General features: G+C 56.8%; 19 protein-coding genes and 5 pseudogenes. 4 read left to right on the forward strand and 20 right to left on the reverse strand.

The window, feature by feature from the left end; genetic code table 11:
* Position 1 precedes the first annotated feature (1 nt).
* Positions 2 to 1,414, forward strand: a complete 1,413-nt coding sequence (locus tag QTO30_RS18445; protein ID WP_340425508.1) for an MATE family efflux transporter — start codon at positions 2 to 4, stop codon at positions 1,412 to 1,414.
* Here the strand turns inward: QTO30_RS18445 and QTO30_RS18450 are convergent.
* From QTO30_RS18450 to QTO30_RS18460, 3 genes and pseudogenes are all read right to left on the reverse strand, one after another.
* Positions 1,385 to 1,939, reverse strand: a complete 555-nt coding sequence (locus QTO30_RS18450; protein ID WP_340425509.1) for a gamma-glutamylcyclotransferase — start codon at positions 1,937 to 1,939, stop codon at positions 1,385 to 1,387. The genes QTO30_RS18445 and QTO30_RS18450 overlap by 30 nt on opposite strands.
* Positions 1,936 to 4,452: pseudogene (locus QTO30_RS18455) on the reverse strand (ABC transporter permease). The gene QTO30_RS18450 and the pseudogene QTO30_RS18455 overlap by 4 nt, the downstream one beginning before the upstream one ends.
* Positions 4,449 to 5,141 (reverse strand): ABC transporter ATP-binding protein, encoded by a 693-nt coding sequence (locus tag QTO30_RS18460; RefSeq protein WP_340425510.1) that lies wholly within the window; start codon positions 5,139 to 5,141, stop codon positions 4,449 to 4,451. Before QTO30_RS18460 ends, QTO30_RS18455 begins: the two are co-directional and overlap by 4 nt.
* Between QTO30_RS18460 and QTO30_RS18465 the strand changes: the two genes are divergently transcribed.
* Genes QTO30_RS18465 through QTO30_RS18475 form a run of 3 tightly spaced genes read left to right on the forward strand, consistent with a single transcriptional unit; the run spans position 5,119 to position 6,646 of the window.
* A complete protein-coding gene (locus QTO30_RS18465) occupies positions 5,119 to 5,823 on the forward strand; it encodes an arylesterase (protein ID WP_340425512.1) in 705 nt (234 codons plus the stop codon). The two genes, QTO30_RS18460 and QTO30_RS18465, sit on opposite strands and share 23 nt — an antisense overlap.
* Positions 5,824 to 5,826: 3 nt before the next feature.
* Positions 5,827 to 6,408 (forward strand): SOS response-associated peptidase, encoded by a 582-nt coding sequence (locus QTO30_RS18470; protein WP_340425513.1) that lies wholly within the window; start codon positions 5,827 to 5,829, stop codon positions 6,406 to 6,408.
* A gap of 37 nt (positions 6,409 to 6,445) precedes the next feature.
* Positions 6,446 to 6,646, forward strand: a complete 201-nt coding sequence (locus QTO30_RS18475; RefSeq protein WP_008231134.1) for a dodecin family protein — start codon at positions 6,446 to 6,448, stop codon at positions 6,644 to 6,646.
* Positions 6,647 to 6,707: 61 nt separating this feature from the next.
* Here QTO30_RS18475 and QTO30_RS18480 read toward each other — a convergent pair whose 3' ends face one another.
* From QTO30_RS18480 to xdhA, 17 genes and pseudogenes are all read right to left on the reverse strand, one after another.
* A complete protein-coding gene (locus QTO30_RS18480; protein WP_055291916.1) occupies positions 6,708 to 6,917 on the reverse strand; it encodes a cold-shock protein in 210 nt (69 codons plus the stop codon).
* A 233-nt stretch (positions 6,918 to 7,150) separates the two neighbouring features.
* Positions 7,151 to 7,357, reverse strand: a complete 207-nt coding sequence (locus QTO30_RS18485; RefSeq protein WP_340425514.1) for a cold-shock protein — start codon at positions 7,355 to 7,357, stop codon at positions 7,151 to 7,153.
* A 232-nt stretch (positions 7,358 to 7,589) separates the two neighbouring features.
* On the reverse strand, positions 7,590 to 9,092 hold the full coding sequence (locus QTO30_RS18490; protein ID WP_340425515.1) for a mannitol dehydrogenase family protein: 1,503 nt from the start codon (positions 9,090 to 9,092) through the stop codon (positions 7,590 to 7,592).
* Positions 9,092 to 9,866 (reverse strand): annotated as a pseudogene (locus QTO30_RS18495) (L-iditol 2-dehydrogenase). Before QTO30_RS18495 ends, QTO30_RS18490 begins: the two are co-directional and overlap by 1 nt.
* Complete coding sequence (locus QTO30_RS18500; protein WP_340425516.1) at positions 9,863 to 10,867, reverse strand: ABC transporter ATP-binding protein; 1,005 nt, start codon at positions 10,865 to 10,867, stop codon at positions 9,863 to 9,865. The pseudogene QTO30_RS18495 and the gene QTO30_RS18500 overlap by 4 nt, the downstream one beginning before the upstream one ends.
* 12 nt (positions 10,868 to 10,879) lie before the next feature.
* Complete coding sequence (locus QTO30_RS18505; protein WP_340425517.1) at positions 10,880 to 11,710, reverse strand: carbohydrate ABC transporter permease; 831 nt, start codon at positions 11,708 to 11,710, stop codon at positions 10,880 to 10,882.
* A 4-nt stretch (positions 11,711 to 11,714) separates the two neighbouring features.
* On the reverse strand, positions 11,715 to 12,578 hold the full coding sequence (locus tag QTO30_RS18510; protein WP_340425518.1) for a carbohydrate ABC transporter permease: 864 nt from the start codon (positions 12,576 to 12,578) through the stop codon (positions 11,715 to 11,717).
* A 132-nt stretch (positions 12,579 to 12,710) separates the two neighbouring features.
* Positions 12,711 to 14,025 (reverse strand): annotated as a pseudogene (locus QTO30_RS18515) (ABC transporter substrate-binding protein).
* A gap of 95 nt (positions 14,026 to 14,120) precedes the next feature.
* Positions 14,121 to 15,149, reverse strand: a pseudogene (locus tag QTO30_RS18520) (LacI family DNA-binding transcriptional regulator).
* Between the two features lie 363 nt (positions 15,150 to 15,512).
* Positions 15,513 to 16,592 carry a BMP family ABC transporter substrate-binding protein gene (locus QTO30_RS18525; protein ID WP_340425519.1) on the reverse strand — a complete coding sequence of 360 codons (1,080 nt, stop codon included), beginning with the start codon at positions 16,590 to 16,592 and terminating at the stop codon, positions 15,513 to 15,515.
* A 30-nt stretch (positions 16,593 to 16,622) separates the two neighbouring features.
* Complete coding sequence (locus QTO30_RS18530) at positions 16,623 to 17,537, reverse strand: ABC transporter permease (protein WP_340425520.1); 915 nt, start codon at positions 17,535 to 17,537, stop codon at positions 16,623 to 16,625.
* A 19-nt stretch (positions 17,538 to 17,556) separates the two neighbouring features.
* Positions 17,557 to 17,904 carry a hypothetical protein gene (locus tag QTO30_RS18535; protein WP_340425521.1) on the reverse strand — a complete coding sequence of 116 codons (348 nt, stop codon included), beginning with the start codon at positions 17,902 to 17,904 and terminating at the stop codon, positions 17,557 to 17,559.
* Positions 17,901 to 18,982 (reverse strand): annotated as a pseudogene (locus tag QTO30_RS18540) (ABC transporter permease). Before QTO30_RS18540 ends, QTO30_RS18535 begins: the two are co-directional and overlap by 4 nt.
* Positions 18,969 to 20,492, reverse strand: coding sequence for an ABC transporter ATP-binding protein (locus QTO30_RS18545; RefSeq protein ID WP_340425522.1), 1,524 nt, complete (start codon positions 20,490 to 20,492; stop codon positions 18,969 to 18,971). The pseudogene QTO30_RS18540 and the gene QTO30_RS18545 overlap by 14 nt, the downstream one beginning before the upstream one ends.
* Positions 20,489 to 21,226: a xanthine dehydrogenase accessory protein XdhC gene (gene xdhC, locus QTO30_RS18550; protein ID WP_340425523.1), complete on the reverse strand. Its 738-nt coding sequence runs from the start codon at positions 21,224 to 21,226 to the stop codon at positions 20,489 to 20,491. Before xdhC ends, QTO30_RS18545 begins: the two co-directional genes overlap by 4 nt.
* Positions 21,223 to 23,565, reverse strand: coding sequence for a xanthine dehydrogenase molybdopterin binding subunit (xdhB, locus tag QTO30_RS18555; protein ID WP_340425524.1), 2,343 nt, complete (start codon positions 23,563 to 23,565; stop codon positions 21,223 to 21,225). Before xdhB ends, xdhC begins: the two co-directional genes overlap by 4 nt.
* Entirely contained in the window at positions 23,562 to 24,917 is a 1,356-nt protein-coding gene (gene xdhA, locus QTO30_RS18560; RefSeq protein WP_340425525.1) for a xanthine dehydrogenase small subunit, read from the reverse strand. The genes xdhB and xdhA overlap by 4 nt, the downstream gene beginning before the upstream one ends.
* Between the last annotated feature and the right edge of the window lie 121 nt (positions 24,918 to 25,038).

The raw sequence follows: 25,038 nt of genomic DNA on the forward strand, positions 1-25,038 counted from the left end.
GATGAGCGATACCAAGACCGCCGACGCCCAGGCCAAATTCACGCAAGGTAGCCTGTTTGGGCATATCTCTGTCATGTCGCTGACCGCATCTATTGGCTTGATGGCGGTGTTCCTTGTCGACTTTGTCGACATGATCTTTATCTCGATGCTGGGTAAGGCAGAATTGGCAGCGGCTGTCGGTTATGCCGGTGCGATCCTGTTTTTCACAACATCTTTTGGCATCGGCATGGCGATTGCAGCGGGCGCACTGGTTGCCCGCGCATTGGGGGCAGGTGAGCCAGAGGAGGCACGCAGGCGAGCGACGAATGCGCTGATTTACGGTGTGATTTTTGGGGCGATCTTCGCGGCAATGGTCTGGTTCAATCTTGGCTATCTTGCCTCGCTTCTTGGGGCGACCGGCGAAACACTCGACCTTGCGGTTCATTACCTGCAAATCATCGTGCCATCATTGCCTTTCCTGATGATCGGCATGATCGGTGGGGCGATCCTGCGGGCGCATGGTGATGCGCGCCGCGCGATGATGGCGACGATCTGGGGTGGGTTGGTCAATGCCGTTCTTGATCCAATCCTGATCTTCGGGTTCGATCTGGAACTGACCGGTGCGGCTCTTGCCAGCGTTTGCGCCCGTGTGGTTATTGCGATCACTGCGTTGCTTCCCCTGATCCGGCACTACGGCGGTTTTGATAAACCAACCCCCGGTAGTCTGACGATTGATCTGCGTCCCATTCTTGCCATCGCCGTCCCCGCAATCCTGACCCAGCTGGCGACCCCGATCGGGCAGGCCTATGTCACCCGCGCTATGGCCGAATTCGGGGAAGAGGCTGTCGCCGGTATGGCTATCGTCGCACGTATGACACCGGTTGGCTTTGGGATCATTTTTGCCCTCTCTGGTGCTATCGGCCCGATTATTGGACAGAACGCCGGGGCGGGTTTGGACGACCGCGTACGCGGCGCGTTTCGTGAAGGGTTGCTGTTTACGGCGCTGGTGGTTGTCGTTGTGTCCGGTCTGTTCTTTCTTGCACGGCCCGGTATTCAGATGCTGTTCCAGCTGGAGGACGGGATCGCGTTGACCATTGTTTTCCTCTTCGCAGGCCCACTATCGCTGATGTTCTTTTTCAACGGCGTCATCTTTGTGGCCAATGCCGCTTTCAACAACCTTGGTCATCCGTTCTATTCAACAATTGTGAATTGGGGGCGACATACGCTTGGCACCATCCCCTTTGTTATTGTGGGGGCTGCCTGGTTCGGGGCACCGGGCGTGCTATTCGGGCAGTATCTGGGTGGTGCGGTCTTTGCGCTGGTTGCTCTGCTGCTGGCACGCAGTGTGATGGCAAAGCAAGAAACTGAATCTGAAACAGCGGAACCCTTTGCCCGGCAAGCGCGCTTATTCAGCCTTCTGCATCACCGCCGATAGGTGGTGATCGGTCAATGCGCGTTCTGCGGCGCTGAGGGTCTGATGGCGCGGATAGATCGGATCTGCCCGATCATCCAGAACGGGCGCGTCCCACCCGTCCGTGGTTTCAAAGAAATGCGCCACACCTTCATCGCCATGCACCCGCAAGTAACCTTGCACGACGACATCAACATAGCTGAGCAAAATGGGGTGACCCTCGGCCTTTGCCACATGCTCTGCCCTGACTTGATAGACAGCCGTAGGGGCAATCACGCCATCATGTTGGATTGTTTGGCTGACGTCATGGCGCTGATAGGCGGCTTCACGTTGATCAAGTGCCGCCCAATCTGCACCGGGAACCCGGGCAACGACACCGTGCAAAGCGGTTTGTGCACAGGGGACGACAGAAAGATACGCCGCTTTACGCAGGTTTGTTCGTTGCCAAATACGCCGCCACCCGTGCAGAACAGCCGGGCGCGGATCGTCATAGGTATGCGTCGCCAGATTGACGAGGCTCCCATAGCCAAAGAAGGCGGGATCGCTCATTCGCGCGCCCGCAGTACTTGCGCCGGTTTGGCCGAAAGCGGGCGCCAGGCAAAGGCCAACCCCGCCAAAAGCGAGGCGAGCACGCCACCCCCGATGATCATCAAAGCGTTCGACCAGATGATGGTGTAGCCCGTTTCCATAATGAAAGTAGACACTGCCCAGCCGCCCAGGATGCTCGGCCCCCAAAGCAACGGTCCCGGCAGCAAAGCCAAGGATCGCGGCACGTAACGCGAAGCTTGTAATGATCCTGCTGCGTGGCGCGCCCAAGGTCTTCAGCACCGCTGCCTCAAACGTACGCGCCCTTTCACCGGCTGCGGCTGCGCCAACCAAAACCAAAAACCCCGTGACCAGCGTGATCAGCGCCCCATACCGGGTTGCGGCTGAAATCCCGCCAACCAGTTCGATCACCTGATCAATCGCATCGCGAATACGGATCGCGGTGATGTTGGGATAGGCGGTTGCAAGATCGCGCAGGATTGCCGCCTCGGCTTCTTCCTCGGCATAGACGGTTGAAATCCAGCTATGCGGTGCGCCTGCAAGCGCTCCCTGATTCATGGCAAGGACAAATCCGATGCCGGCGTCTTCCCAGCTGACATCGCGAAAGCTGGTGACTTCGGCGGTGATATCGCGGCCAAGCACATTCACCGTCATCATGTCACCCAGTTGCAAGCCCATCTCGATGGCCTCTTCTGCGGAAAAGCTGATCTGGGGTGGGCCGTCATAGTTTTCTGGCCACCAAGTGCCTGCTGTCACTTCTGTGCCTTTGGGCTGTGCATCCGCATAAGTGATCCCGCGGTCGCCTTGGGTAACCCAATGCCCGCCTGCGACCTCTTCTGCAGAGCGTCCATTGATTTGAGTGATGATACCACGCAGCATCGGGGCGGTATCGACACGGCTGACGGCCGTGTCCGTATCCAGCCGTTCGCGGAAGCCGTCGATCTGATCAGGCTGGATGTCCACGAAAAAGTAACTTGGTGCCACCTCTGGCAGATCGTTTGAGAAAGAGCTACGCAGATTGCCGTCGATTTGGCCAACGGCGGCGAGGACGGTAAGCCCCAGGCCCAACGACAACACAACTGATGTTGCCTCACCACCGCGCGCGCCAATGGACCCAAAGGCAAGGCGGAGCGCGGAGCGGCCGCGTGCGGGTTTGCGAAAACGCCGTGCGACCCAGCGGATGACGATGGCTGCGACAATCAGAATGGACAGCGCCCCGGCAATGCCACCTGCCGTCCAAAGCGTTAGAAAAACGGTGCCTGAAAACCAGATGGCTGCGCCGACCAATGCGACTAACAGCGCTGCAATTGCGGCCAGATAGCGTTTGCTTGGCAGTGTCGCACTGGCTGTAAACGCATCCCGAAAAAGGGTTGCGGCGCGGATATCTTCGGTCTTGGCCAATGGCCACAGCGTAAAGACAAGTGCGGCAAGTAGGCCATAGATAGCAGCCTCGATCAGGGGGCCGGGTAAATGGTGAAGACCGCAGGGATTGGCAAGCGTGCCTCGATCAGAGGTGCAAATACAACCGGCAGACCTGCACCAAGAATGACGCCGATCAACACGCCTGCCAGGGTCAGCACACCGATCTGAATGAAGTAGGTCTGGAAGATGATTTTGCGTGTTGCACCCACGGTTTTGAGCGTCGCAATAACGCTTGTCTTACCAGCCAGATATGCACGAACGGCGGCGGATACGCCGACTCCGCCAACCGCAAGTCCCGACAGACCAACCAAAATCAGAAATGCGCCGATGCGATCAACAAACTGCTCGACGCCGCCAGCGCCACGACGACTGTCGCGCCAGCGCAGACCACTGTCGCGGAATTGGGCCTCCGCGCTTTGTTCCAGTGCTTGCAGGTCTGCCCCGGCGGGCAGATCAAGCCTGTATTGTGTGGAAAAAAGCGTGCCCTCAGCAATCAGACCTGATTCCGCGAGATCATCGGTGAGTACGATGGTGCGCGGTCCGAGGCCGAAACCGCCAGCGGCATTGTCAGGATAGCGATCAAGAATGGCGCGCAGCGTGAAGGCCTGCTCGCCCAGGCGGAAGCGATCACCGGGCGAGAGGGCAAGCCTGTCAGCCAACACGCGCTCCATGACACCGCCTTTGTCCGCCAGGGCTTCTGGCAATGGCATTGGGGGATCAAGCTGAACTTGGCCTATCAATGGGTATAGATTATCAACGGCCCGGATTTGGGTAAGGCCACGTTCTGTGTCCCCGTTTCGATCAACAACCACCATGGAGCGGAAGTCGACGGTTTCGGACACTTGATCAGAGACGGTGAGAAGCCAATCTAACTCGGCCTCGCGTGCGAAGCGATAGGTGAACTCCACTTCCGCGTCACCGCCCAAAAGAGCAGCGCCATCACGTTTCAGACCTGCTTCTATTCCCGCGCGTACGGTGCCAACGGCAGCGATCGCCGCGACACCCAATGCCAGACAGGCCAGGAATACGCGAAAGCCGCGCAACCCGCCGCGCAATTCGCGCGCGGCAAATCGGGACGCAATCGCAAGGCTCATTCTGCGGCCTTTGCCAGCGGCGCATCAACCCGCCCATCGCGCAGGCGCACAATGCGGTCGCAGCGATTGGCCAGTTCGGTCGCGTGGGTGACCATGATCAGCGTCGCACCATGCCGGTCACGCAGATCAAACAGCAGATCAATGATTGCCTGCCCGTTGGTTTCGTCCAGGTTGCCCGTTGGTTCGTCAGCCAACAGGATACGCGGACGCGGCGCTGACGCGCGGGCGAGGGCGACGCGTTGCTGTTCTCCACCTGACATTTGGTTAGGGTAGTGATCAATCCGATCTGCAAGACCCACCGCCTCCAGTTCGGCCTCGGCGCGTGCAAAAGCATCCTTTGCACCCGCCAGTTCCAACGGTGTTGCGACGTTTTCTAGCGCGGTCATCGTCGGGATTAAGTGGAAAGATTGGAACACCACCCCCATATTGTCCCTACGAAAGAGGGCAAGCTGGTCTTCGTTCATCGCTGTCAGATCCTGCCCCAAAGCGGTGATCTGCCCCGATGTGGCCTGTTCCAGCCCGCCCATCAACATCAGGAGCGATGATTTGCCAGACCCACTCGGCCCGACCAGCCCCAGCGTTTCCCCGCCCGTGACGTCAAGCGAGATGTCGTGCAAAATGTCCACGCGGCCTGCATTGCCGTCGAGCGATAGATTTGCGTTGGAGATGGATAAAACAGGGTCGTTCATCAGATTTGCCTTGGTGCGGGGGTCTGCCCTTGCATATGGGGCCGTTTCGCGTGCTGCCAAGTTGGGGGCCGCACTTTTGCTGACAACGGTATTGGCGCATGCAGAGACCGTGACCGTTGCAGCCCTGGGAGACAGCCTGACGGCAGGGTACGGCTTGGCGCAGGAGGATGGGTTCGTGCCGCAACTGGAGGTTTGGCTTACAGAGCAAGGTGCGGACGTCACGATCATGAACGCAGGTGTTTCGGGTGACACCACAGCGGGCGGGTTGAGTCGGGTGGCTTGGACGCTGACACCGGAGGTCGATGCGATGATCGTGACTTTGGGTGGCAATGACTATTTGCGCGGGATTGATCCGTCTGTGAGCCGCGCCAATCTGGATGGGATACTGTCGGCAGGACAAGAGATGGGGGTTCATATGCTCTTGGTTGGCCTATCTGTCGGGGCGAATTACGGGCTTGATTACAAGCAGGAATTCGAAGGTATGTATGTTGATCTCGCGGCCAAATACGATGTGCCGCTTTACGCTGACTTTGCGTCTGGTTTGCGCGCCGCAGCAGGCATGCAGGAAGGTATGTCAGAATTCTTGCAGGCCGACGGTATTCATCCCAATCCCGAAGGTGTTTCGGTCATTGTCGCAGCGATGGGGCCGGTTGTGCTCGATCTTGTGACAGCCGCGCAGTAGGCGATGCCGGGCCGGTTTTTCCTGACCGAAGAGGTTTGGGGAATGGCAGATGCCCCGCGCCTGAATATTGCGCCGGGGCAAGAGGTTATCACGCGTACAAGCGATGGCATCGGGCATATGCGCTGGGGGATGATCCCTGTGGGACGCGTGAACGCACGCGGCCGTCCGGTGATGGAAACGATCATCAATGCGCGCTCTGAAACGGTCTTTGACAAATCCGCCTTTGCTGATGTGAAACGGGCTATTGTGCCCGCAAACGGCTGGTATGAATGGACTGGTGAAAAGCGACGTAAGCAGCCGTGGCGCATCACCCGAAAGGATGGCGGATTGCTGTATTTTGCCGCCATTTCAGACGTCTGGAACGGACCAGGTGGGGTGCAGGTGTACCAAGTGGCTACAATCACCTGCGCGCCATCGGCGGATGTTCGCGACATTCATCACCGTATGGGGGTGATTCTGTCAGAAAATCAATGTGAACAGTGGCTTGATGGCAGCGAAAACGATGCCAAGCTGCTCATGGTACCTTTCCCCGATGGCGGGTTACACGTCGAGAAGGCTGACGATGTGGACTGGAACGGGGCATGAGGCTAGGCTGTTTCACCTAACCAAAAGGGAGAACACCATGTCAGTCGCAAAGGTTACAGAGATTATTTCGTCATCTTCAAAGTCATTTGACGACGCCGTCGAGAACGGGATCAAACGGGCGTCCAAGACGCTCAAGGGGATCACCGGTGCTTGGGTCGCGGACCAGAAAGTGACGGTAAAGGACGGCAAGGTCGACGAATACCGTGTCGTTATGAAAGTCACTTTCGTGTTGGATTAAGTAAAAAGGGCGCCTGCATCAGGCGCCCTTTTCCAAAAATTGCTAAACCTATAGATTTGCCTTAGTCGGCAAGTGTCAGATTCACGGCGCTTTCACGCCCATCACGACCGGCTTCGATGTCAAAGTTGACCTTTTGGTCGTCTTTGAGCCCGGTTAGACCCGAACGCTCGACAGCTGAGATGTGGACAAAAACGTCCTTGCTGCCACCATCGGGTGCAATAAAGCCGTATCCTTTGGTGGTGTTGAACCATTTGACAGTGCCTGAAGCCATGTCCTTGTTTCCTTATGTAGTCCGCTCGCGGGAGTGCAGCGGTGCGGCTCGGTCAAACGTGATCGAAAGACTGGGCCGGTAGGGAAACAGTGGTCGATGTAGTCAACGTTGCAGTCTCATTATCACATAAGACAGACACTTTTTCAATGAATACAGGATCATTGGATGGAATACGTAAACAATAGAGTGTGAGCGCGCGGGGCCCGCGCGCCACGATCTTTCAACGCCCTTGATTAGGCGAGTGCGAGGTTAACCGCGGATTCGCGACCGTCACGGCCAGCTTCGACGTCAAAAGTAACCTTTTGGTCGTCTTGCAGGCCTGTCAGACCGGAACGCTCAACTGCGGAAATGTGAACGAAAACGTCCTTCGTGCCGCCGTCAGGTGCGATAAAGCCGAAGCCTTTTGTTGTGTTGAACCATTTCACGGTGCCAGTAGCCATCGTGTTTTTCCTTTAGTATCAATGCTGTCCGCGAGATTGCGACAGCTTGGCCGAGTCAGTGTCAAAATCGAGAGACTGTAGCCGGATGGGAAAACAGTGGTCGAGTTGCATAACGTCTGCACGTGGCATGTGGGGGCTAACCACAGACAAATCAAGTGAAAGTTTTGCAACGACAGCGGACAGGCGAAAAACGAATGGCTTTGAGAGCCGGAAAACCGCACCAAACCGCCAATCAGTTTTTGTTGCCGATGTACTCTGCCATGGCAGCTTTTACGCCATCGCGCCAGATTAACTGCAGCCAATAATCAAAGCGCCCTGCAAAGAGCGTGTTGTGTGCAAGATCGCCATAATATTGCTCTTGTAACAGCCAAACGCGCGAGGATGATTTTGCTTGCTGTGCCGCCATCTTCAACTCATCCCAAAAGGGGTCGTTGGCTGCGATCTCACTGCCATCTTCGCGGGTTCCCGCGCACATCCGCGCCCATACGGCCTCGACCAATGCCAACCCGGTGACCGGCGTACCTTGTTTTAGCCCGTCCATGATGGATGGGACGACAAAGCCCGGATGGCGGGATGAGCCGTCAAAGGCGACGCGTCGGGTTGTGTCCACAATACGGGGATTTGCAAAACGGTCATTGATTAGCGTGACATAGGCCGTCGGTTCCATGCCAGGTACGGCGACCAGATGCGGCAAGATCTCGTCGCGTGCCGTCTTCTGAAAAAAGGCGCGGATCAGATCATTTGCAATACACTCGGCTATTGTCGCAAGTGACAATAGCTCACCCGCGTTGGCCAAGATCTGATGCCCGCCGTTGAGAACACGGATTTTCATTGCCTCAAAGTCGTGGACATCATCCGTGATTGTCACGCCTACCTTGTCCCAATCAGGCCTGCCCGCACAAAAGCTGTCCTCGACCACCCATTGGCGAAAGTTCTCGTGCGTGACGGGCGACGCGTCATCGACGCCTAAGCTGCGCACAAGGCCTAGCTCGTCAGGTCCCGTGGCGGGTACAATGCAATCCACCATGGAATTTGGAAAGGTGCAGTTATGGTCAATCCAGTTTGCCAGATCAGGGTCCGACAGTCGCGCGAGTGAAACCACTGTTTGACGCAGGATTGCGCCATTCCCTTGCAGGTTGTCACAACTCATACAGGTGAACGGCCCAGTTCCGGCCTTCCGGCGCTGGTTGAGGGCGGCAATGATCGCGCCAAAAGCCGTCTTCGGTGCTTCGGGGTGCGCCGCGTCATGCTGGATATCCGCATGGTGGGCATCAAAGCCCTTTGTTGCAGGCTCGATAAAGTACCCGCCTTCTGTCACGGTAAGTGATACAATACGAATGGCGGGGTCAGCCATTTGCGCAATCAAACGCGTGTTGTCCGCTTCAATAGGGACGAAATCAATCATCGGGCCAATGACTTCTGCGGACGTCTGCGATGGTTTCAGTTCGATCAGTGTCGTCAGGTAATCCTGTTTGGCCAGCTTGTCGCGTTGGGTTGCATCACCCGTCCGTACACCTGCGCCGACGATCGCCCAATCCAGCGCAAGTCCCTGTTGCATCAGACGATGTAGATACCAAGCCTGATGCGCGCGATGGAAATTACCAAGCCCGATATGGACAATGCCCGGCGTCAGTGCTGTCCGGTCATATCCGGGCACCTGTACAGACGTTGGTAAATCCCCAAGGTTCGCATTGCTTAACCGCATCGGAGTTCCGTGCTGCGCTTGATCTTTCATCAGCTCATCCAATTGCCGCCATCCACATTATAGGTTTGCGCGACGATGTAATCGGCGTCTGATGAAGCGAGAAACACCGCCATCCCAGTTAGATCATCGGCCGTTCCCATCCGGCCATAGGGCACCGCTGCGCCAACTTCCTTTTTCTTCTGACCCGGCGCTTTGCCCTCGTGTTTGGCAAAGAAGGCATCCACTCCGTCCCAGTGTTCACCATCCACGACGCCGGGGGCGATCGCGTTCACGTTGATGCCGTGTTGGATGAGGTTCAGGCCTGCAGATTGTGTCAGTGAAATGATCGCTGCTTTGCTCGCGCAATAAACTGCGACAAGGCTCTCGCCACGCCGTCCGGCTTGCGAGGCCATATTGATGATCTTCCCTTTGACGCCACTGTCAATCATGTGATTGGCGACAGCTTGCATCGTGAAGAGAGTGCCACTGACGTTGATATCAAAGACACGGATGTAGTCTTTGCGGGTGATCTTGACGATGGGATCGGCGATGAAGATAGCTGCATTGTTAATCAGAATGTCGATCTGGCCGAAGTGTGACACTGTTTCTGCGACAGCCGGCATCAATGCTTGATTGATCTGCCACATCAAAGTTGACAGCAAAGGCCCGATCACCGATCTCTTTTGCCGATGCGATAGCACGGTCATAGTCGATATCGGCAATGGCAACATTTGCGCCTTCGCGCGCATAACGCTGGGAAAAGGCCAACCCGATGCCCCGTGCTGCCCCTGTGATCAGGGCCGTCTTGCCGCTCAGCCGTTTCATCCAAGCCGCAGGCCATCAGCGCCAAAGCGGTGCAACTCATCCATGCGTGGGTTCAGGTGAATAGTGTCACCATGCTTCAGGCTCACATCGCCGATGGCGCGCACAGTGATCGTCTCAGCCAATCCGGTATTGTGGATGTGAAAGAACGTGTCAGAACCCAAGTGCTCTGCCACGCCGACCGTACCGGTCCACATGCCGCCGTTTTCGACCACATCAATATGTTCGGGGCGGATGCCAATCGTCGCCGCGTCATGCTTGGCGGCCTCTTCGCCAGTGATCAGGTTCATTTTCGGTGAGCCAATGAACCCGGCAACGAAGGTATTGCGCGGTGTGCGGTACAGCTCAAGCGGTGACCCCACCTGTTCAATCACGCCCGCTTGCAGCACAACAATCTTGTCGGCCATTGTCATCGCTTCGACCTGATCGTGTGTCACATAGATCATGGTTGTAGCGAGCTTTTTGTGCAGTTCAGAAATCTCCATCCGCATGCCGACACGCAGCGCCGCGTCAAGGTTCGACAGAGGTTCGTCAAAAAGGAATGCTGAGGGCTCACGGACAATGGCTCGGCCAATGGCGACGCGTTGACGCTGACCACCAGACAATTGACCCGGGCGGCGGTCGATATAGTCGGCGAGGTTCAGCACCTCTGCGGCGGCATTCACGCGTTTGTTGATTTCGGCCTGATCCATCTTGGCCATTCGCAACGGGAAGGCGATGTTCTTGCGCACCGACATATGCGGATAGAGCGCATAGGATTGAAACACCATCGCAAGGCCGCGTTTGGCGGGCACCAGATCAGTAGCGTCCGTGCCGTCGATCTCAATATGCCCTGTGGTGATATCCTCAAGGCCCGCAATCAGACGCAGCAGTGTGGATTTACCGCAACCCGAGGGCCCGACAAAGACGGTGAATTCGCCATCCTGGATCGTCAGATCAAGAGGAGGAATGACCTGCACATCGCCAAAAGACTTGGTCACCTGTTTGAGTTGGATTTGTCCCATGTGTCAGGTTCCTTATTTCACCGCGCCGAACGTCAGGCCGCGGACAAGTTGTTTCTGGCTAAACCAGCCAAGGATGAGGATTGGCGCGATGGCCATTGTTGAGGCCGCGCTGAGCTTGGCAAAGAACAGGCCCTCGGGGCTGGAATAACTTGCGATAAAGGCGGTCAAAGGAGCTGCATCAACCGCCGTCAGGTTGAGGGTCCAGAAGGCTTCGTTCCACGCGAGGATGAAGTTCAGCAGCAGCGTCGAGGCAATGCCGGGGATGGCCATCGGCGTCAGGACATAAAGCAGTTCCTGTCCCAGTGTTGCGCCATCCATGCGGGCGGCTTCGAGGATCTCGCCGGGGATCTCCTTGAAGTAGGTGTAGAGCATCCACACTATGATCGGCAGGTTAATCAGCATCAGGACTACGACGAGGCCGAAGCGGCTGTCCAGAAGGCCGAACTGAATAAACAAAAGATAGATTGGGTAGAGCACGCCCACCGCTGGCAGCATCTTGGTCGAGAGCATCCAGAGCAGAATGTCTTTGGTTCGGCGCGATGGTACAAAGGCCATTGACCAGGCAGCAGGCACGGCGATGATGCAGCCAAGTACCGTTGAAAGGCCTGCGATGATGATTGAGTTCCACAAAAACCGACCGTAGTCTGATCGTTCCATCACGATGCGGTAGTTTTCCAGCGTCCAATCGAACCCCAAAAAGATCGGTGGGGCCGCAATGGCCTCAGCTTCGGATTTGAAGCTGGTCAGGATCGTCCAAAGGATCGGGAAAAAGATCAGCAGACCAATGGCCCAGGCAACAGTTGTGTTCAGTAGCTTCCGGCGGGGGGTAACAGAGCGTGCCATGTGATTAATCCAGGTTCTTACCGACGATCCGCATCAGGAAGATCGCGATAATGTTTGCAAGGATGATGGCGTAGACACCACCGGCGGAACCGAGACCGACGTTCTGGCTTTCCAGAACCCGTTGGAAGATCAGATAGGATAGCGTGCGCGTTCCAAATGCACCGCCTGTGGTCACGAAAATCTCGGCAAAGATCGCAAGCAGGAATATGGTCTGGATCAAGATGACAATCGTGATCGCGCGGCTGAGGTGGGGCAGAACGATGAACCAGAAACGTTTGATCCAGGGGGCGCCATCCATCTCGGCAGCTTCTAGTTGCTCACTGTCCAGCGACTGTACGGCAGTCAGCAGGATCAGCGTTGCAAAGGGCAGCCATTGCCAGCTGACGATCATAACAATCGAGCCCATAGACGCATCTGACAGCCAACTGACGGGTTCCGCTCCGAAAAACCGCCAGAGGTGGGCAAAGAGGCCGTTCACAGGATCCATGAACATGTTCTTCCAGACCAGCGCGGATACAGTAGGCATAACAAAGAAGGGTGCGATAACAAGGATACGCACGACGCCTTGCCCCCAGATCGGCTGGTCCAGAAGAAGAGCAATCAGGATACCGAAGATGACCGTGATGGCCAAAACGCCAAGGACGATGATCAGTGTTGTCTGAACCGCGGGCCAGAATGAGCTCGACGTGACGAAGCGGGTATAGTTGTCAAATCCTGCCCAGCCTTGGTCGCCGCCACGCAGCGGCAGATAAACGCGGAACGAAAACCACAATGTCATAATGAGGGGAACCAACATCCAGCCCAAGAGCAGGATCACAGCGGGCGCCATCATCAGTCTGGCCGCGGATCGTGAAGCTTTGGTAGCCATTTGGATTTACCTCCTCTGGTCACAGGCGGAGCAGTCTCACGCGCTGTTTTTAAGGCGACAGTACATTTAGGAAAGGTGCTAATCCAAGGGGCGGCAGGGTGAGGCCGCCGCCCCTCGGGCAAGGAGGGTTGCTTAGCGGTAGCCAGCCGCTTCCATTGCTTCGTTCGTGATCGCTTGAGCTTTCTCAAGAGCTTCTTCGATCGACTGCTGACCTGCGTAAGCGGCAGAGAACTCTTGGCTTACTTCGGTTGCAATGCCCGCAAACTCTGGGATCGCAGCGAACTGAATGCCAACGTATGGGCTTGGGTCCACGGTGCTGTCGTTCGGATCAGCCGACAGGATAGAGTCCAGTGTCATCTGCGCGAAAGGCACGGACTGGTAGTCAGGGTTCTCGTACAGCGATGTACGTGCACCTGGTGGTACGTTTGCCCAACCTTCGTTGGCTGCAACCAACTCGATATAGCCTTTGCCTGTTGCCCATTCGATGAACTGCTTGGCCTCTGCTTCTTGTTGGGTGCTTAGCCGGAATGGCCAATGCCCAAGCCCAGAGCCAGTTAGAGCGCTTGCCCATACCGTTGTCTGGTGCCAGCGCGAAACCAACGGAGTCGGCAACTGTGGAATCTGCGCCTGTGACGAAGGAAGCCGCAACAGTTGCGTCAATCCACATGCCGCACTTGCCTTGGTTGAACAGGGACAGGTTTTCGTTGAAACCGTTTGTTGCGAAACCAGCAGGGCCGCTGTCGTCCATCATGTTTTTGTAGAAATTCAGCGTGTCGGACCACTCGCGTGTGTCAAATTGTGCGTTCCAGTCTTCGTCGAACCAGCGTGCACCGAAAGAGTTGGACATCGCTGTGATGAACGCGCCGCCTTCACCCCAACCAGCTTTACCGCGCAGGCAGACACCGTTGATGTCATTATCTCGGTCAGTCATTTCACGCGCTGCTTTGGCGATGAATGACCAGCTTGGTGCGGCAGGCATCTCAAGACCGGCAGCTTCCATCAGGTCTGTGCGGTACATGATCATCGAGCTTTCACCATAGAATGGTGCAGCAAAGAGTGTGCCGTCATAGGAAAGACCACCAGCCATCGCTGGCAGGATGTCACCGGCGTCATACTCCGCAGACAGATCGTTGAGTGGAACGAGCCAGTCGTTGGCACCCCAGATCGGTGTTTCGTACATGCCGATTGTCATGATGTCGAACTGACCACCGTTTGTGGTGATGTCCGTTGTCACACGCTGGCGCAGTACGTTTTCTTCCAGTGTCACCCACTCGACGGCGATGCCGGACTCTGCGGTGAATTGGTCAGTGTATCCCTGCATGCGGATCATGTCGCCGTTGTTCACTGTCGCGATGGTGATCGTTGCTGAATGGCCGTCCGCAAAAGCGCTACTTGCCGTCACCAGCGAAAGCGCAGTCGCAGCACAAAGTGTGCTCTTCAAAGACATCCGGTATCCTCCCTAGTTGGATGTTGTGCATCAACGCTATTGGAAAGAGCGACGCGGCGTCAACATAAAATTTACGCGCGTAAAGAAATGGGCTCTCAGGCGGAATCCCTCAGGATCAATTTGCCCTCTAATCTTGTGCTTTTCCAAGGGGCTACATGCCCGTCAATGGCTGCTAGCAAACTATCAGCCGCATGTTTGGAAACAGCGTCATAGTCGTGTGAAATCGTCGTTAAAGGCGGGCAGGTGTATCGCGAATGCGGGTGCCCATCCTGCCCTGCCACCCGAATCGCACAGTCCGGACCACGACCAACTTTAATGCCTTGCTCGTAGCACGCCGTCAGCAGGCCAATCGCCAGGCGGTCATTGCTGCATAGGATCGTATTCGTCGAAAACTGCTTGTTCGACAGTGCCTCATGCCCGCCAACGCGCCCGATTTCCTCAAATCCCCAGCCTTCACCCTCAATAGAAATCACTTGCGGTTCATGGCCGAACGCCTCCATCGCGTTGAGGTAGCTTTGCCATGCGGCGGTGAGCGTTTGGGTTGGCGGGTGTCTTCATCTCAAAAAAGCAGGGTGGTTCGCCCGTGCGGCACAGATAGTCCGAGATATGCGAGGTGAATTGAAAGTTGTCCGACCCGACAAACGCCAGACCGAGTTCATCAACGCTGCTATCGAAAATCAGCGTTGGGACATCATCGCAGAATTTTTCCAAAGCGTCGCGATGTGATGCGCGGCCCAGAGGTGCCAGCAGAACCCCCGCTTAAACTTAAGCGATCGCAGGTTTTCGAGAACTTCGATTTCGAGATTGGGATCGCCATGCGCGCTAAACAACGTGGGGCGATAGCCTGCATCAATGCAACGCTGTTCAAGGTTGCGCGCAATTTCAGCAAAGTAGGGATCAGACAGTAAAGGTACGACAATGCCGACGTTCTTGGTCAGCTTGCGGTTCTGGTTCATCGCAAAGATGTTCGGGCGATAGTTGTACTTTTCCAGCGCGCGTTCGATACGCTCCCGCGTTGATTGGCGGACGCTCTCGGGGTCGTGAAAGTACTTCGAAACTGTCGGCCGGGAGATACCACTGATTGCAGAAAACTCTTCCATGTTCTTGATCGGTGTTTCAGACATGGCGCCCTCTGTTTGTTTCACATGCTTTTTTTCATACGAAACAATTTCTTTGCGCGCGTCAATAATCCGCGCTTAGTTTATGAATCGATCTGGGACACCCCAGTATACAGGCCTACCACGGTGTTCACTTGCTTTGCTTGTAGCGTGGTTTTGGCGGAATGCGCTGGCTCAATATGCGTAGCTTCAGCGTGTTTTGCCGTTCATCTTACAGCAGCACACCCAAAAATGGCCATAGTCGGTTGGCATCAATATCTCTATCAATGATGTGCTGCGTCAGCGTTTACTTTGCGGTGACATCAATGCCTTGCCAAAAAACAAAGACCCCGCCAGAGGCGGGGCCTTCCTGTTTTCTGGAAAGGTCTTTTACTGTGGGATCTCGCCTGTCAAGCCTTCAACATAGAAGTTCATGCTAGCTAAAGTCCCATCATCAGCGATTTCGCCGTCGGCCAGCCAAGCAGAGCCGTCCTGCTTGTTGATGGGGCCAGTAAACGCGTGGTACTCGCCGGTACGCAGACGCTCAACCAAGGCTTCGGCAGAGGCTTTGATTTCAGCAGGCACAGCGTCGGTGATCTCACCAATGCCAACCATGCCTGGGCCGATGCCATCCCATGTGTCTTTGCTTTCCCAAGTGCCATCCATGACTGCTTGTGTGCGGGCGATATAGTAGGGTGCCCAGTCGTCGATAATGGACGAAACGCGTGGGAATGGTGCGAACTCAGACATGTCAGAGGCCTGACCAAAGGTCACAACATTACCAGCCGCCTGAGCCGCGGCTTGCGGTGCAGTGGAATCTGTATGCTGCAAGATCACGTCAGCGCCTTGTTCGATCAGCACGTTTGCCGCTTCGGCCTCTTTCGCCGGGTCAAACCATGTGTAGGCCCAGATGATCTTGAACTCGACATCAGGGTTTACTTCTTGCGCATGGATGTACGCAGAGTTGATGCCACGAATGACTTCCGGGATCGGGAAGGATGCAATGTAGCCGATGATGTTGCTTTCGGTCATCTGGCCCGCAATGTGGCCCTGCACCGCGCGGCCTTCGTAGAAACGCGCCGAGTATGTAGACACATTATCAGCACGCTTGTAGCCGGTCGCATGCTCGAATTTCACATCGGGGAATTGTGCGGCCACAGCGATGGTTTGGTCCATGTAGCCAAAGGATGTGGTAAAGATCAGGTCGGCCCCTTGCAACGCCATCTGTGTCATGACGCGCTCGGCGTCGGGGCCTTCTGGTACGCTTTCGACGAACACGGTTTCGACTTTGTCGCCAAACGCTTCTTCAACGGCCAGGCGGCCCTTGTCGTGTTCATATGTCCAGCCGCCGTCGCCGATTGGCCCGACATAGACAAACCCAACGGTCGTGGGTTCGTGCCCATCAGCCGCAGCCCCTGTTGCAAGGCCAAATGCGAGGGTCGCCCCGGCCAGTATTGTTTTCATTGTCATGTGTTTCCCCTTGGTGGTCTTGTTGTCGCCTCAATGTGAGGCATGGAATGATTGGCCCAGTGACCCGGGCGCACGTCCGGCCCGCATAATAACCAGAACCGCGATCGTGGCCAGATAGGGCGCCATAGAAAGATATTCGACCCCGATTGCGGCCCCGGCTGCTTGCAGGTTCAACTGCAAAACGGTCACCCCGCCGAACAAATAGGCACCCAGCAAAAGCCGCCCCGGCCGCCAGCTGGCAAAGACGACGATGGCAAGCGCGATCCAGCCTGCGCCTGCGGTCATGCCTTCGGTCCATTGGGGCACGCGCACAAGGCTCAGATAGGCCCCGCCCAGCCCCGCACAGCCCCCGCCAAACATGATCGCCAGCATGCGCACGCGGATCACGTGATAGCCCAGCGCATGGGCTGCTTCGTGGTTCTCGCCCACAGCGCGCAGGATCAGACCGGCACGGGAGTATTTCAAGAACGCCCAGACACCCGCAACAATCGCAAGGCCAACATAGACCATCGGGTCATGCTGAAAAACGATGGGTCCAATCACCGGAATGTCGCCAAGCAAGGGAATGTACCAATCAGGAAACTCCGGCGCTTTGATCCCGATGTAACCTTGACCCATCAACGCCGAAAGTCCCAGCCCAAAAAGCGTCAGCGCGAGGCCCGTGGCCACTTGGTTGGACAGCAGAAACTGCGTCAGGAAACCAAAGATCAGTGAAAGCAATGCGCCGCCAACCGCAGCCCCAAGAAAACCCAGCCAAGGCGAGCTGGTGCCAACGGCCACGACAAACCCGCAAACCGCCCCGGTGATCATCATCCCTTCGACGCCAAGGTTCAGCACGCCAGCCCTCTCAACGACCAACTCGCCAATGGCAGCCAACAGAATTGGGGTTGCCGCAACCATGAGGGATGCCAGCAACAGAACAGGATTGATCGAGGAGAGATCCATCAGTGTCCTCCCATGCCGATCAGGATAACAGCCATGCAAGGGCCTCCTCAGGCAAAAGGAGGACTGCGCCAACGCCAATGATCACGCCAAAAACCCATCCAAAGCGCACAAGCCAGTGCGGTTGTGCCGCCTTTGCCGGGCGCAAGGGTTTTTTGAGCCCCCAGCCCGTAAGCCTGCCGAAACCCCAGTCCAGGAATCTGTCGAGGACAATAACAAGACCAAAGAGCAGCATAAGAAAGACGGCCCAGCCGACGGCAAACATCCAGCCGGCGCTCTGCGCGAGTTGAAAGGCATAGGCAAGCGCCATACCTAGAAAGAATCCAATGACAGGGCGAAAGATGCCATTGATGATGTCTTCGCTATTCATGCTACTTGGTGCCCCCATGTTACACGGTAATTTGTCAGCACATCCACGGCGAGCAGGAAGAACAGCAACATCCCCTGCAAAATCTGGATCGCAGCAATAGGTAGCCCCAGATTGGATTGCGCGATTTCGCCGCCGATATAGGTCAGTGCCATCAAGCCGCCTGCCAGCAGGATGCCAACGGGATGCAGCCGTCCAAGAAACGCGACAATGATTGCAGTGAAACCATAACCCACGTTGAAGTCGATGCTGATCTGTCCGGCAGGGCCAGCCACCTCAAACAGCCCCGCAAGACCTGCAAGGGCACCGGAAATACCCATACAAATGAGAATAAGTAGGCCAGGGTTTACGCTTAAGCAAAACGTGCGGCGCGCGGGCTTTGCCCTGACAGGCGCACGTTGAAGCCAAAGATATGCCGCGACAGGGCGACGTAGGCGATAATCACCGCGAGGAAAGCTGTCAAAACCCCCCAGTGCATCCCACTTCCAGCAATAATCTCAAGGTTAGCCGCACTTTCGTATTGCGACAGGTTCCTGCTGCCGGGAAATCCCATCCCATCCGGGTTGCGCAAAGCGCCCAGCGCCATCGAGGCCAGCAATTGTTCGGCCACATAAACCAGCATCAGCGAGACAAGGATTTCGTTGGTGCCAAAGCGTACCCGGAGGATGCCGGGGATCATCGCCCACAGCAGGCCGCCCATAGCACCAGTCAAGATCATCAATGGAAAGATAATGAAGCTTTCCATTGGATAGAAAGCCAAACCAACCGCAGCCCCGCAGATGGCCCCAACGATGTATTGTCCCTCTGCCCCGATGTTCCAAATACCGGCACGAAAACCAAATGACAGACCAATCGCAATCAACACCAAAGGAGCACCTTTGATGAGCAATTGAGGGCGATAGAACCAAGCAAATTCGGAAAACAACGGGTCGAGAAAGATCGTCCGGATTGTCACCAGCGGATCTTGGCCAAGGGCCGCAAACAAGAGCCCACCAAACAACATCGTTAACACCACCGCCAGAACAGGTGTCGCAAACGTCCAAGTCCGTGAAGGCTGCGGCCGCTTTTCAAGCATCAACATGCGCCACCTCCATATCATGGGCGCCACCCAGCATCAGGCCAATCTCTTTCACCGTCAGGCCCTTTGCTGGACGCGGCGCAGAAAGCTTGCCCTCATTCAATGCCGCGAAACGGTCAGATATTTCCATCAGTTCGTCCAAGTCCTGACTGATCACGATGACAGCCGTGCCCTTCTCGGCTAAATCCAGCAAAGCCTGCCGGATGGCTGCGGCGGCAGAGGCATCCACCCCCCATGTCGGCTGGTTAACGACCAAAACCTCGGGTGCTTGCATGATCTCGCGACCAATCACGAATTTCTGCAGATTTCCGCCCGATAGTGACCGTGCCGCGTTTTGCGGCCCCGGCGTCCGCACATCAAATGTTGAAATCACACTTTCGGCAAAGGCGCGTGCTTTGCCCCAATGCAGGAAACCTTTGCTGGTCAGTTTTTCCCGTGTCATGGCCGTCAGGATTGCGTTTTCGGTCAGGCTCATATCCGGGGCGGCGGCATGGCCCATGCGTTCCTCTGGCGCTGCAAGCAAACCAATCTTGCGGCGCGCGTTTGGTGACAGCTCGCCGATATCCTTACCTTTATAGTGGATCATTGCCTTGGCCGATCTCATCTCGCCGGACAGAGCGGCGACCAGTTCATCCTGTCCGTTGTTTACCACGCCGCCAACGCCCAACACCTCGCCTTTGCGGACATCTAACGTGATGTTACGCAAAGCAGTGCCAAACTGGTGCGGCGGCTTTGCACTTAATCCGTCCAGCGCCAGAACAGTCTCTCCTGCCGGTTTTTCGGCCTTTTCGGGGACATGCAGCGTGGAGCCGACCATCAATTCGGCCATATCACGCGCCGAGGTTTGTTTTGGATCGCATTCACCGACGACTTGCCCCAGACGCAACACAGTGGCGTTGTCGCAAAGCGCCCTGATTTCTTCGAGTTTGTGCGAGATGTACAGAATAGCTGTACCCTCGGAGCTGAGCTGACGCAGTGTTTGAAATAGAATGTCTACCTCTTGTGGCGTCAGTACCGAAGTCGGCTCGTCCATAATCAACAGTTTAGGCTCTTGCAGCAGGCAGCGGATGATCTCGACCCTCTGACGTTCACCGGCGGACAGCTCACCAACAATCCGGTCGGGGTCCAATGGCAGCCCGTATTGGTCAGATACAGTGCGGACCTGGGCTGCAATCTCGGCCTGCGGTGGCGGGTTCTCCATGCCCAGCGCGATATTCTCGGCCACGTTCATCGCGTCGAAAAGGGAAAAGTGCTGAAACACCATCGCGACGCCTGCCGCGCGTGCCGCCCGCGGCTCGGGTGGTTGAAAGGGCTGTCCTTCCAGTATCATCTTCCCTGTGTCTGGCTTGACCAAACCATAGATGGTTTTCACCAGTGTCGATTTGCCAGCGCCGTTTTCACCAAGCAACGCATGCACCTCACCGCGCGCGATACTAAACGAGACATCCTTGTTGGCGACCACTCCGGGATAGGCCTTGGTCAGGCCAGACAGGCGCAAGAGCGGTTCAATCATGCAGTGCGGTCCTTTGTCCGGCGGGTTGCAGGGCTGATCATGGCAGTTGCGACGCCAAGTGCAATCGCTGCAGGGTGTTTTCCCAAGGCCGGATCACCAATCGGACACGCGATGCGCGAAACCTGTTCGGGCGGGTGCCCCAATGCCGCGAGTCGAGACTTGAAACGCGCCCATTTGGTTGCCGATCCAATTAGTCCAACGCTGTGAAAGCTGTGGCAGAGGATCGCGTGACACAGGCCGAGGTCAATCTCGTGACTATAGGTAAGAATGAGATGATCGGCATGTTTGGGGGCGTGTTTCACCACCAGAGTGGGGTCAGCTGCGACCAGTGTGGTGACCTTTGTCTGAGGAAACCGGTCCGCATGCGTATCGACCCACGTGATGTCAAAGTCCGGCAACGGGGCCATCACATGTACCAGCGCCCGTCCGACGTGCCCGGCACCATAAATCCAGAGCGGGCGGGCAGGGGGCGCATCCATCGCCTCGGCCACTTCCCACAGCAAACTCACGGAACCGCCACAGCATTGGCCCAGTGCCGGGCCCAAAGGAATACGTGCCGTATGCGTTTTGCGCCCTTCTTGCAGCATGCGCCGCGCTTCGGCCATCGCTTCCCACTCCAGCGTTCCACCGCCGATGGTCCCTTCGGTTCTGTCGGCCCAGACCAGCATTTGCGTGCCTGCGTCCCGCGGGGCAGAGCCTGCCGCCTTGGTTATCGTGATGCGGACCGCGGTCATGCGCGGGCGCGTCCAATAGCGCGCAACACTTCTTCGGCAGTCGCAGGGGCCTGCAAGTCCGGGTAGGCAGGTCCGCAAGCCGCAATCGCGTCCGAAAGCGCAAGAAACGCTGAGGTGCCTAGCATGAATGGCGGCTCACCCACGGCTTTGGACCGGTAGATTGTCTGCGCCGGGTTGGGTTGATCCCAAAGTGTCACATTGAAGATATCGGGCCGATCCGAGCAGGCCGGGATCTTGTAGGTCGCAGGCGCATGTGTCCGCAAACGCCCCTTGTCGTCCCAGACCAATTCCTCGGTGGTCAGCCAGCCTGCGCCTTGCACATAACCGCCTTCAATCTGTCCGACATCCAGCGATGGGTTCAGCGAGGCGCCTGCATCATGCAGAATGTCCGCGCGTAGAATGCGGTTTTCGCCTGTCAGGGTGTCAACAACCACCTCGGTGACTGCGGCCCCTTGGGCAAAATAGAAGAACGGTGTGCCTTCGCCTTTGATGCGATCCCAGGCCAGATCAGGGGTTTTGTAGAAACCTGTGGCCGACAGGCTGACGCGATTGAGGTAGGCGGTCTGCGCGGCCTCGGCAAAGGTCATCTGGGTATCGCCCACAAACACCTGCCCGTCTTCAAAACGGACATTCTCGATCTGCGTCTGGTGAAACTCTGCCAGACAAAGGGCAATGCGATCACGGATCTCATCGCAGGCATTCGCGACGGCCATACCGTTCAAATCCGTTCCGGAAGAGGCGGCTGTCGCCGATGTATTTGGCACCTTGCCCGTGTCGGTTGCTGTGATTTTCACGTCGCCGACATCAATGCCAAAACGATGTGCGGCAACCTGCGCCACCTTCTGAAACAGTCCTTGCCCCATTTCGGTTCCGCCATGGTTCATATGAACCGAACCATCCTGATAGACATGGACCAATGCACCCGCCTGATTGAGGTGGGTCAGGGTAAAGGAAATCCCGAACTTCACCGGGCTGAAGGCAATGCCTTTCTTTAATATCGGTTGCTCCGCGTTCCACGCCGCAATCGCCGCGCGCCTTACGTGATAGTCGGAAGATGAGAGCAATGCGCCCGTCATTTCGTGCAGGATGAAATCCTTGACCGGCATGTGGTAGGGTGTTGTCTGCACTTCGGGTTTTGGTGAGTGGGCACCGCTGTACCGGGTTCCACGCCCTGCACCCGTAGAAACATCGTCGTTCATCTCATCGTAGTAGTTGCGCTGGCGAACAAGTGCCGCATCAAGCCCCAGTTCAGCGGCAATATGATCCATCACCCGCTCAATCCCCAACACTCCCTGTGGGCCACCAAACCCGCGGAATGCGGTGGCAGATTGTGTGTTGGTTTTGAACCGATGCGATGTGATACGTGATGTTGGCAGATGATAGGCGTTATCCGCATGCAGCATGGCCCGGTCCGCCACGGGAAGCGACAAATCCAGCGCCCAGCCACAGCGGGTCATTTGCGTGAAGTCGATGCCCGTCAGCTGACCTTCGCCATCAAAGCCTACGTCATATGAAATCCGAAAATCATGGCGCTTTCCGGTGATCATCATGTCATCGTCGCGGTCATAGCGCATTTTACAGGGTTGATCCGTGGCGCGCGCAGCAACAGCGCAGCTGACAGCAAGCGCATTGCCTTGGCTTTCCTTGCCGCCAAAACCACCACCCATCCGCCGCACTTCGCATCGCACAGCGTGCATCGGCACACCCAGTGCGTCGGCTACCTTATGCTGGATTTCGGTCGGGTGCTGGGTGGAGCTATGCACCACCATATCCCCGCCTTCCTGAGGCAAGGCGAGGGCAGCTTGCCCCTCAAGATAGAAGTGCTCCTGTCCGCCCATCTCAATCGTACCTTGCAGGCGATGGGGCGCAGAGGCCAGCGCCTGATCCACATCGCCTTTGGTCCAGATGCGAGGCCCATCCTCAAAACGGCTGTCTGCGGCGATGGCGTCGTCCATCGTCAGGATCGGGGTCTCTTCGACGTATTCAATCTTGCTCAGCCGCACTGCTTTGCGGGCCGCAAGATGGCTTTCGGCCACGACCAGAAACAGCGGTTGTCCAATGTAGTGGACTGTGCCGGTGGCCAAAAGCGGCTCATCATGGATCGACGGGGAAACATCATTGGCAAAGGGCAGGTTATCAGCCGTCAGGACAGCGACCACACCGGGGGCGCTTTTCACCTCTGCGAGGTTCATCGCGCGGATGGTACCGCAAGCGATGTCTGCTGTACCAAAGGCCAAGTGTAACGTACCTGCAGGTGTTGGGATGTCATCTATATAGCGCGCCGCACCGGTGACATGCAGCGCGGCGGCATCATGGGGCAGGGGCTTGGCGACACTCATGGTGTCACCTCCAGTACCGACGTTGCCTGCCCCGTCATTTCTGCGAAGTAGCGATGTAACAGGTTTTTCGCGACCTCCAGCCGGTAGTCCGCGCTTGCGCGCATATCGGACATAGGGGTGTAGTCTTCGCTGAACGCTTTGGCGGCTTTCGCCACCGTCTCGACCGTCCAAGGCTGCCCCGTTAAAGCGGCTTCAACCTGACGGGCGCGATGTGGCGTGCCTGCCATGCCGCCGAAGGCGATCCGGGCCTCAGTTACTTTGCCATCAACGGCGGTGATGTTGAAACAGCCGCAGACGGCTGAGATATCCTGATCAAAACGTTTCGAAATCTTGTAGCACCGCAGCGCCGGTGCCGCTTTCGGTATTGTGACACCTGTCACCAACTCACCCGGCGCACGGTCTTGCTTGCCGTAGGCGATGAAGAAATCCTCTATCGCCATGTCCCGTGTTTTGGTGCCGTGTCGAAGATGCACCGTCGCCCCCATTGCAATCAGGGCAGGCGGGTTGTCCCCAATCGGTGATCCATTGGCGATGTTCCCGCCAATCGTGGCAGCGTTGCGCACCTGTTCAGAGCCATAGCGCCGGATCATCTCGGCATAGGACGGGTGACTTTCGACTATCGCGGCCAAAACCTCGGTCATTGTGACAGCGGCGCCGAAGTAGATAGTGCTACCGGTCTGCGTTATCGTGCGCAGGTCTGCACAGCGATTCAGAAAGGCGACATTTGGCAGATCCCGCAGCTGCTTGGTCACCCATAGCCCCACATCCGTAGCCCCGGCAATCAATGTTGCATCCGGGTTGGCAGCGTACCAATCAGCCAGTTCAGTTAGTGTTTCCGGGGCATAAGGCTGCGCGTCTACTGCAACTGCCTTGTCATTCATCCAGGCGGGAACAGGCGCTGCTGCAGCCGCTTCGGCGGCGCGCACGATCGGCGCATATCCTGTGCAGCGACACAGGTTTCCGGCCAATACATCGTCATGATCCGCCCGCCCCTGCAAGTGTCCGGTCGCCATCGACGCGATAAAGCCCGGCGTGCAGAAGCCGCATTGCGACCCGTGATGATCAATCATGGCCTGTTGTACAGGATGCAGTTGTCCGTCCGGGCCAGTGACCCCTTCGACCGTGCGCACCGCCTTGCCGTGCAGTTGTGGCAGGAAGAGGATACAGGCGTTGAGCGCTTTGGCTCCACCCTCATCCGTGACCATAACGGTGCAGGCGCCACAGTCACCTTCGTTGCAGCCTTCTTTGGTGCCGCAAAGGCTGCGGTCCTCGCGCAGCCAGTCGAGCAGGGTGTGCGTTGCGCCCGCATCCACCTGCACGGTTTCCCCATTGAGAAGAAACGTGACGTTCATGTTAAAAACCTGCCGCCTTACCAAATCTATTCGAGGGTATTCAGGTGTCGATGCGACGTAGACACCTGCCTCTTTGCCGAACTCTATGAAACCTCGGCAGGGCCCGTTTGGCAAGAAATAT

The organism is Yoonia sp. GPGPB17 (assembly GCF_037892195.1).
GTDB lineage: Bacteria > Pseudomonadota > Alphaproteobacteria > Rhodobacterales > Rhodobacteraceae > Yoonia.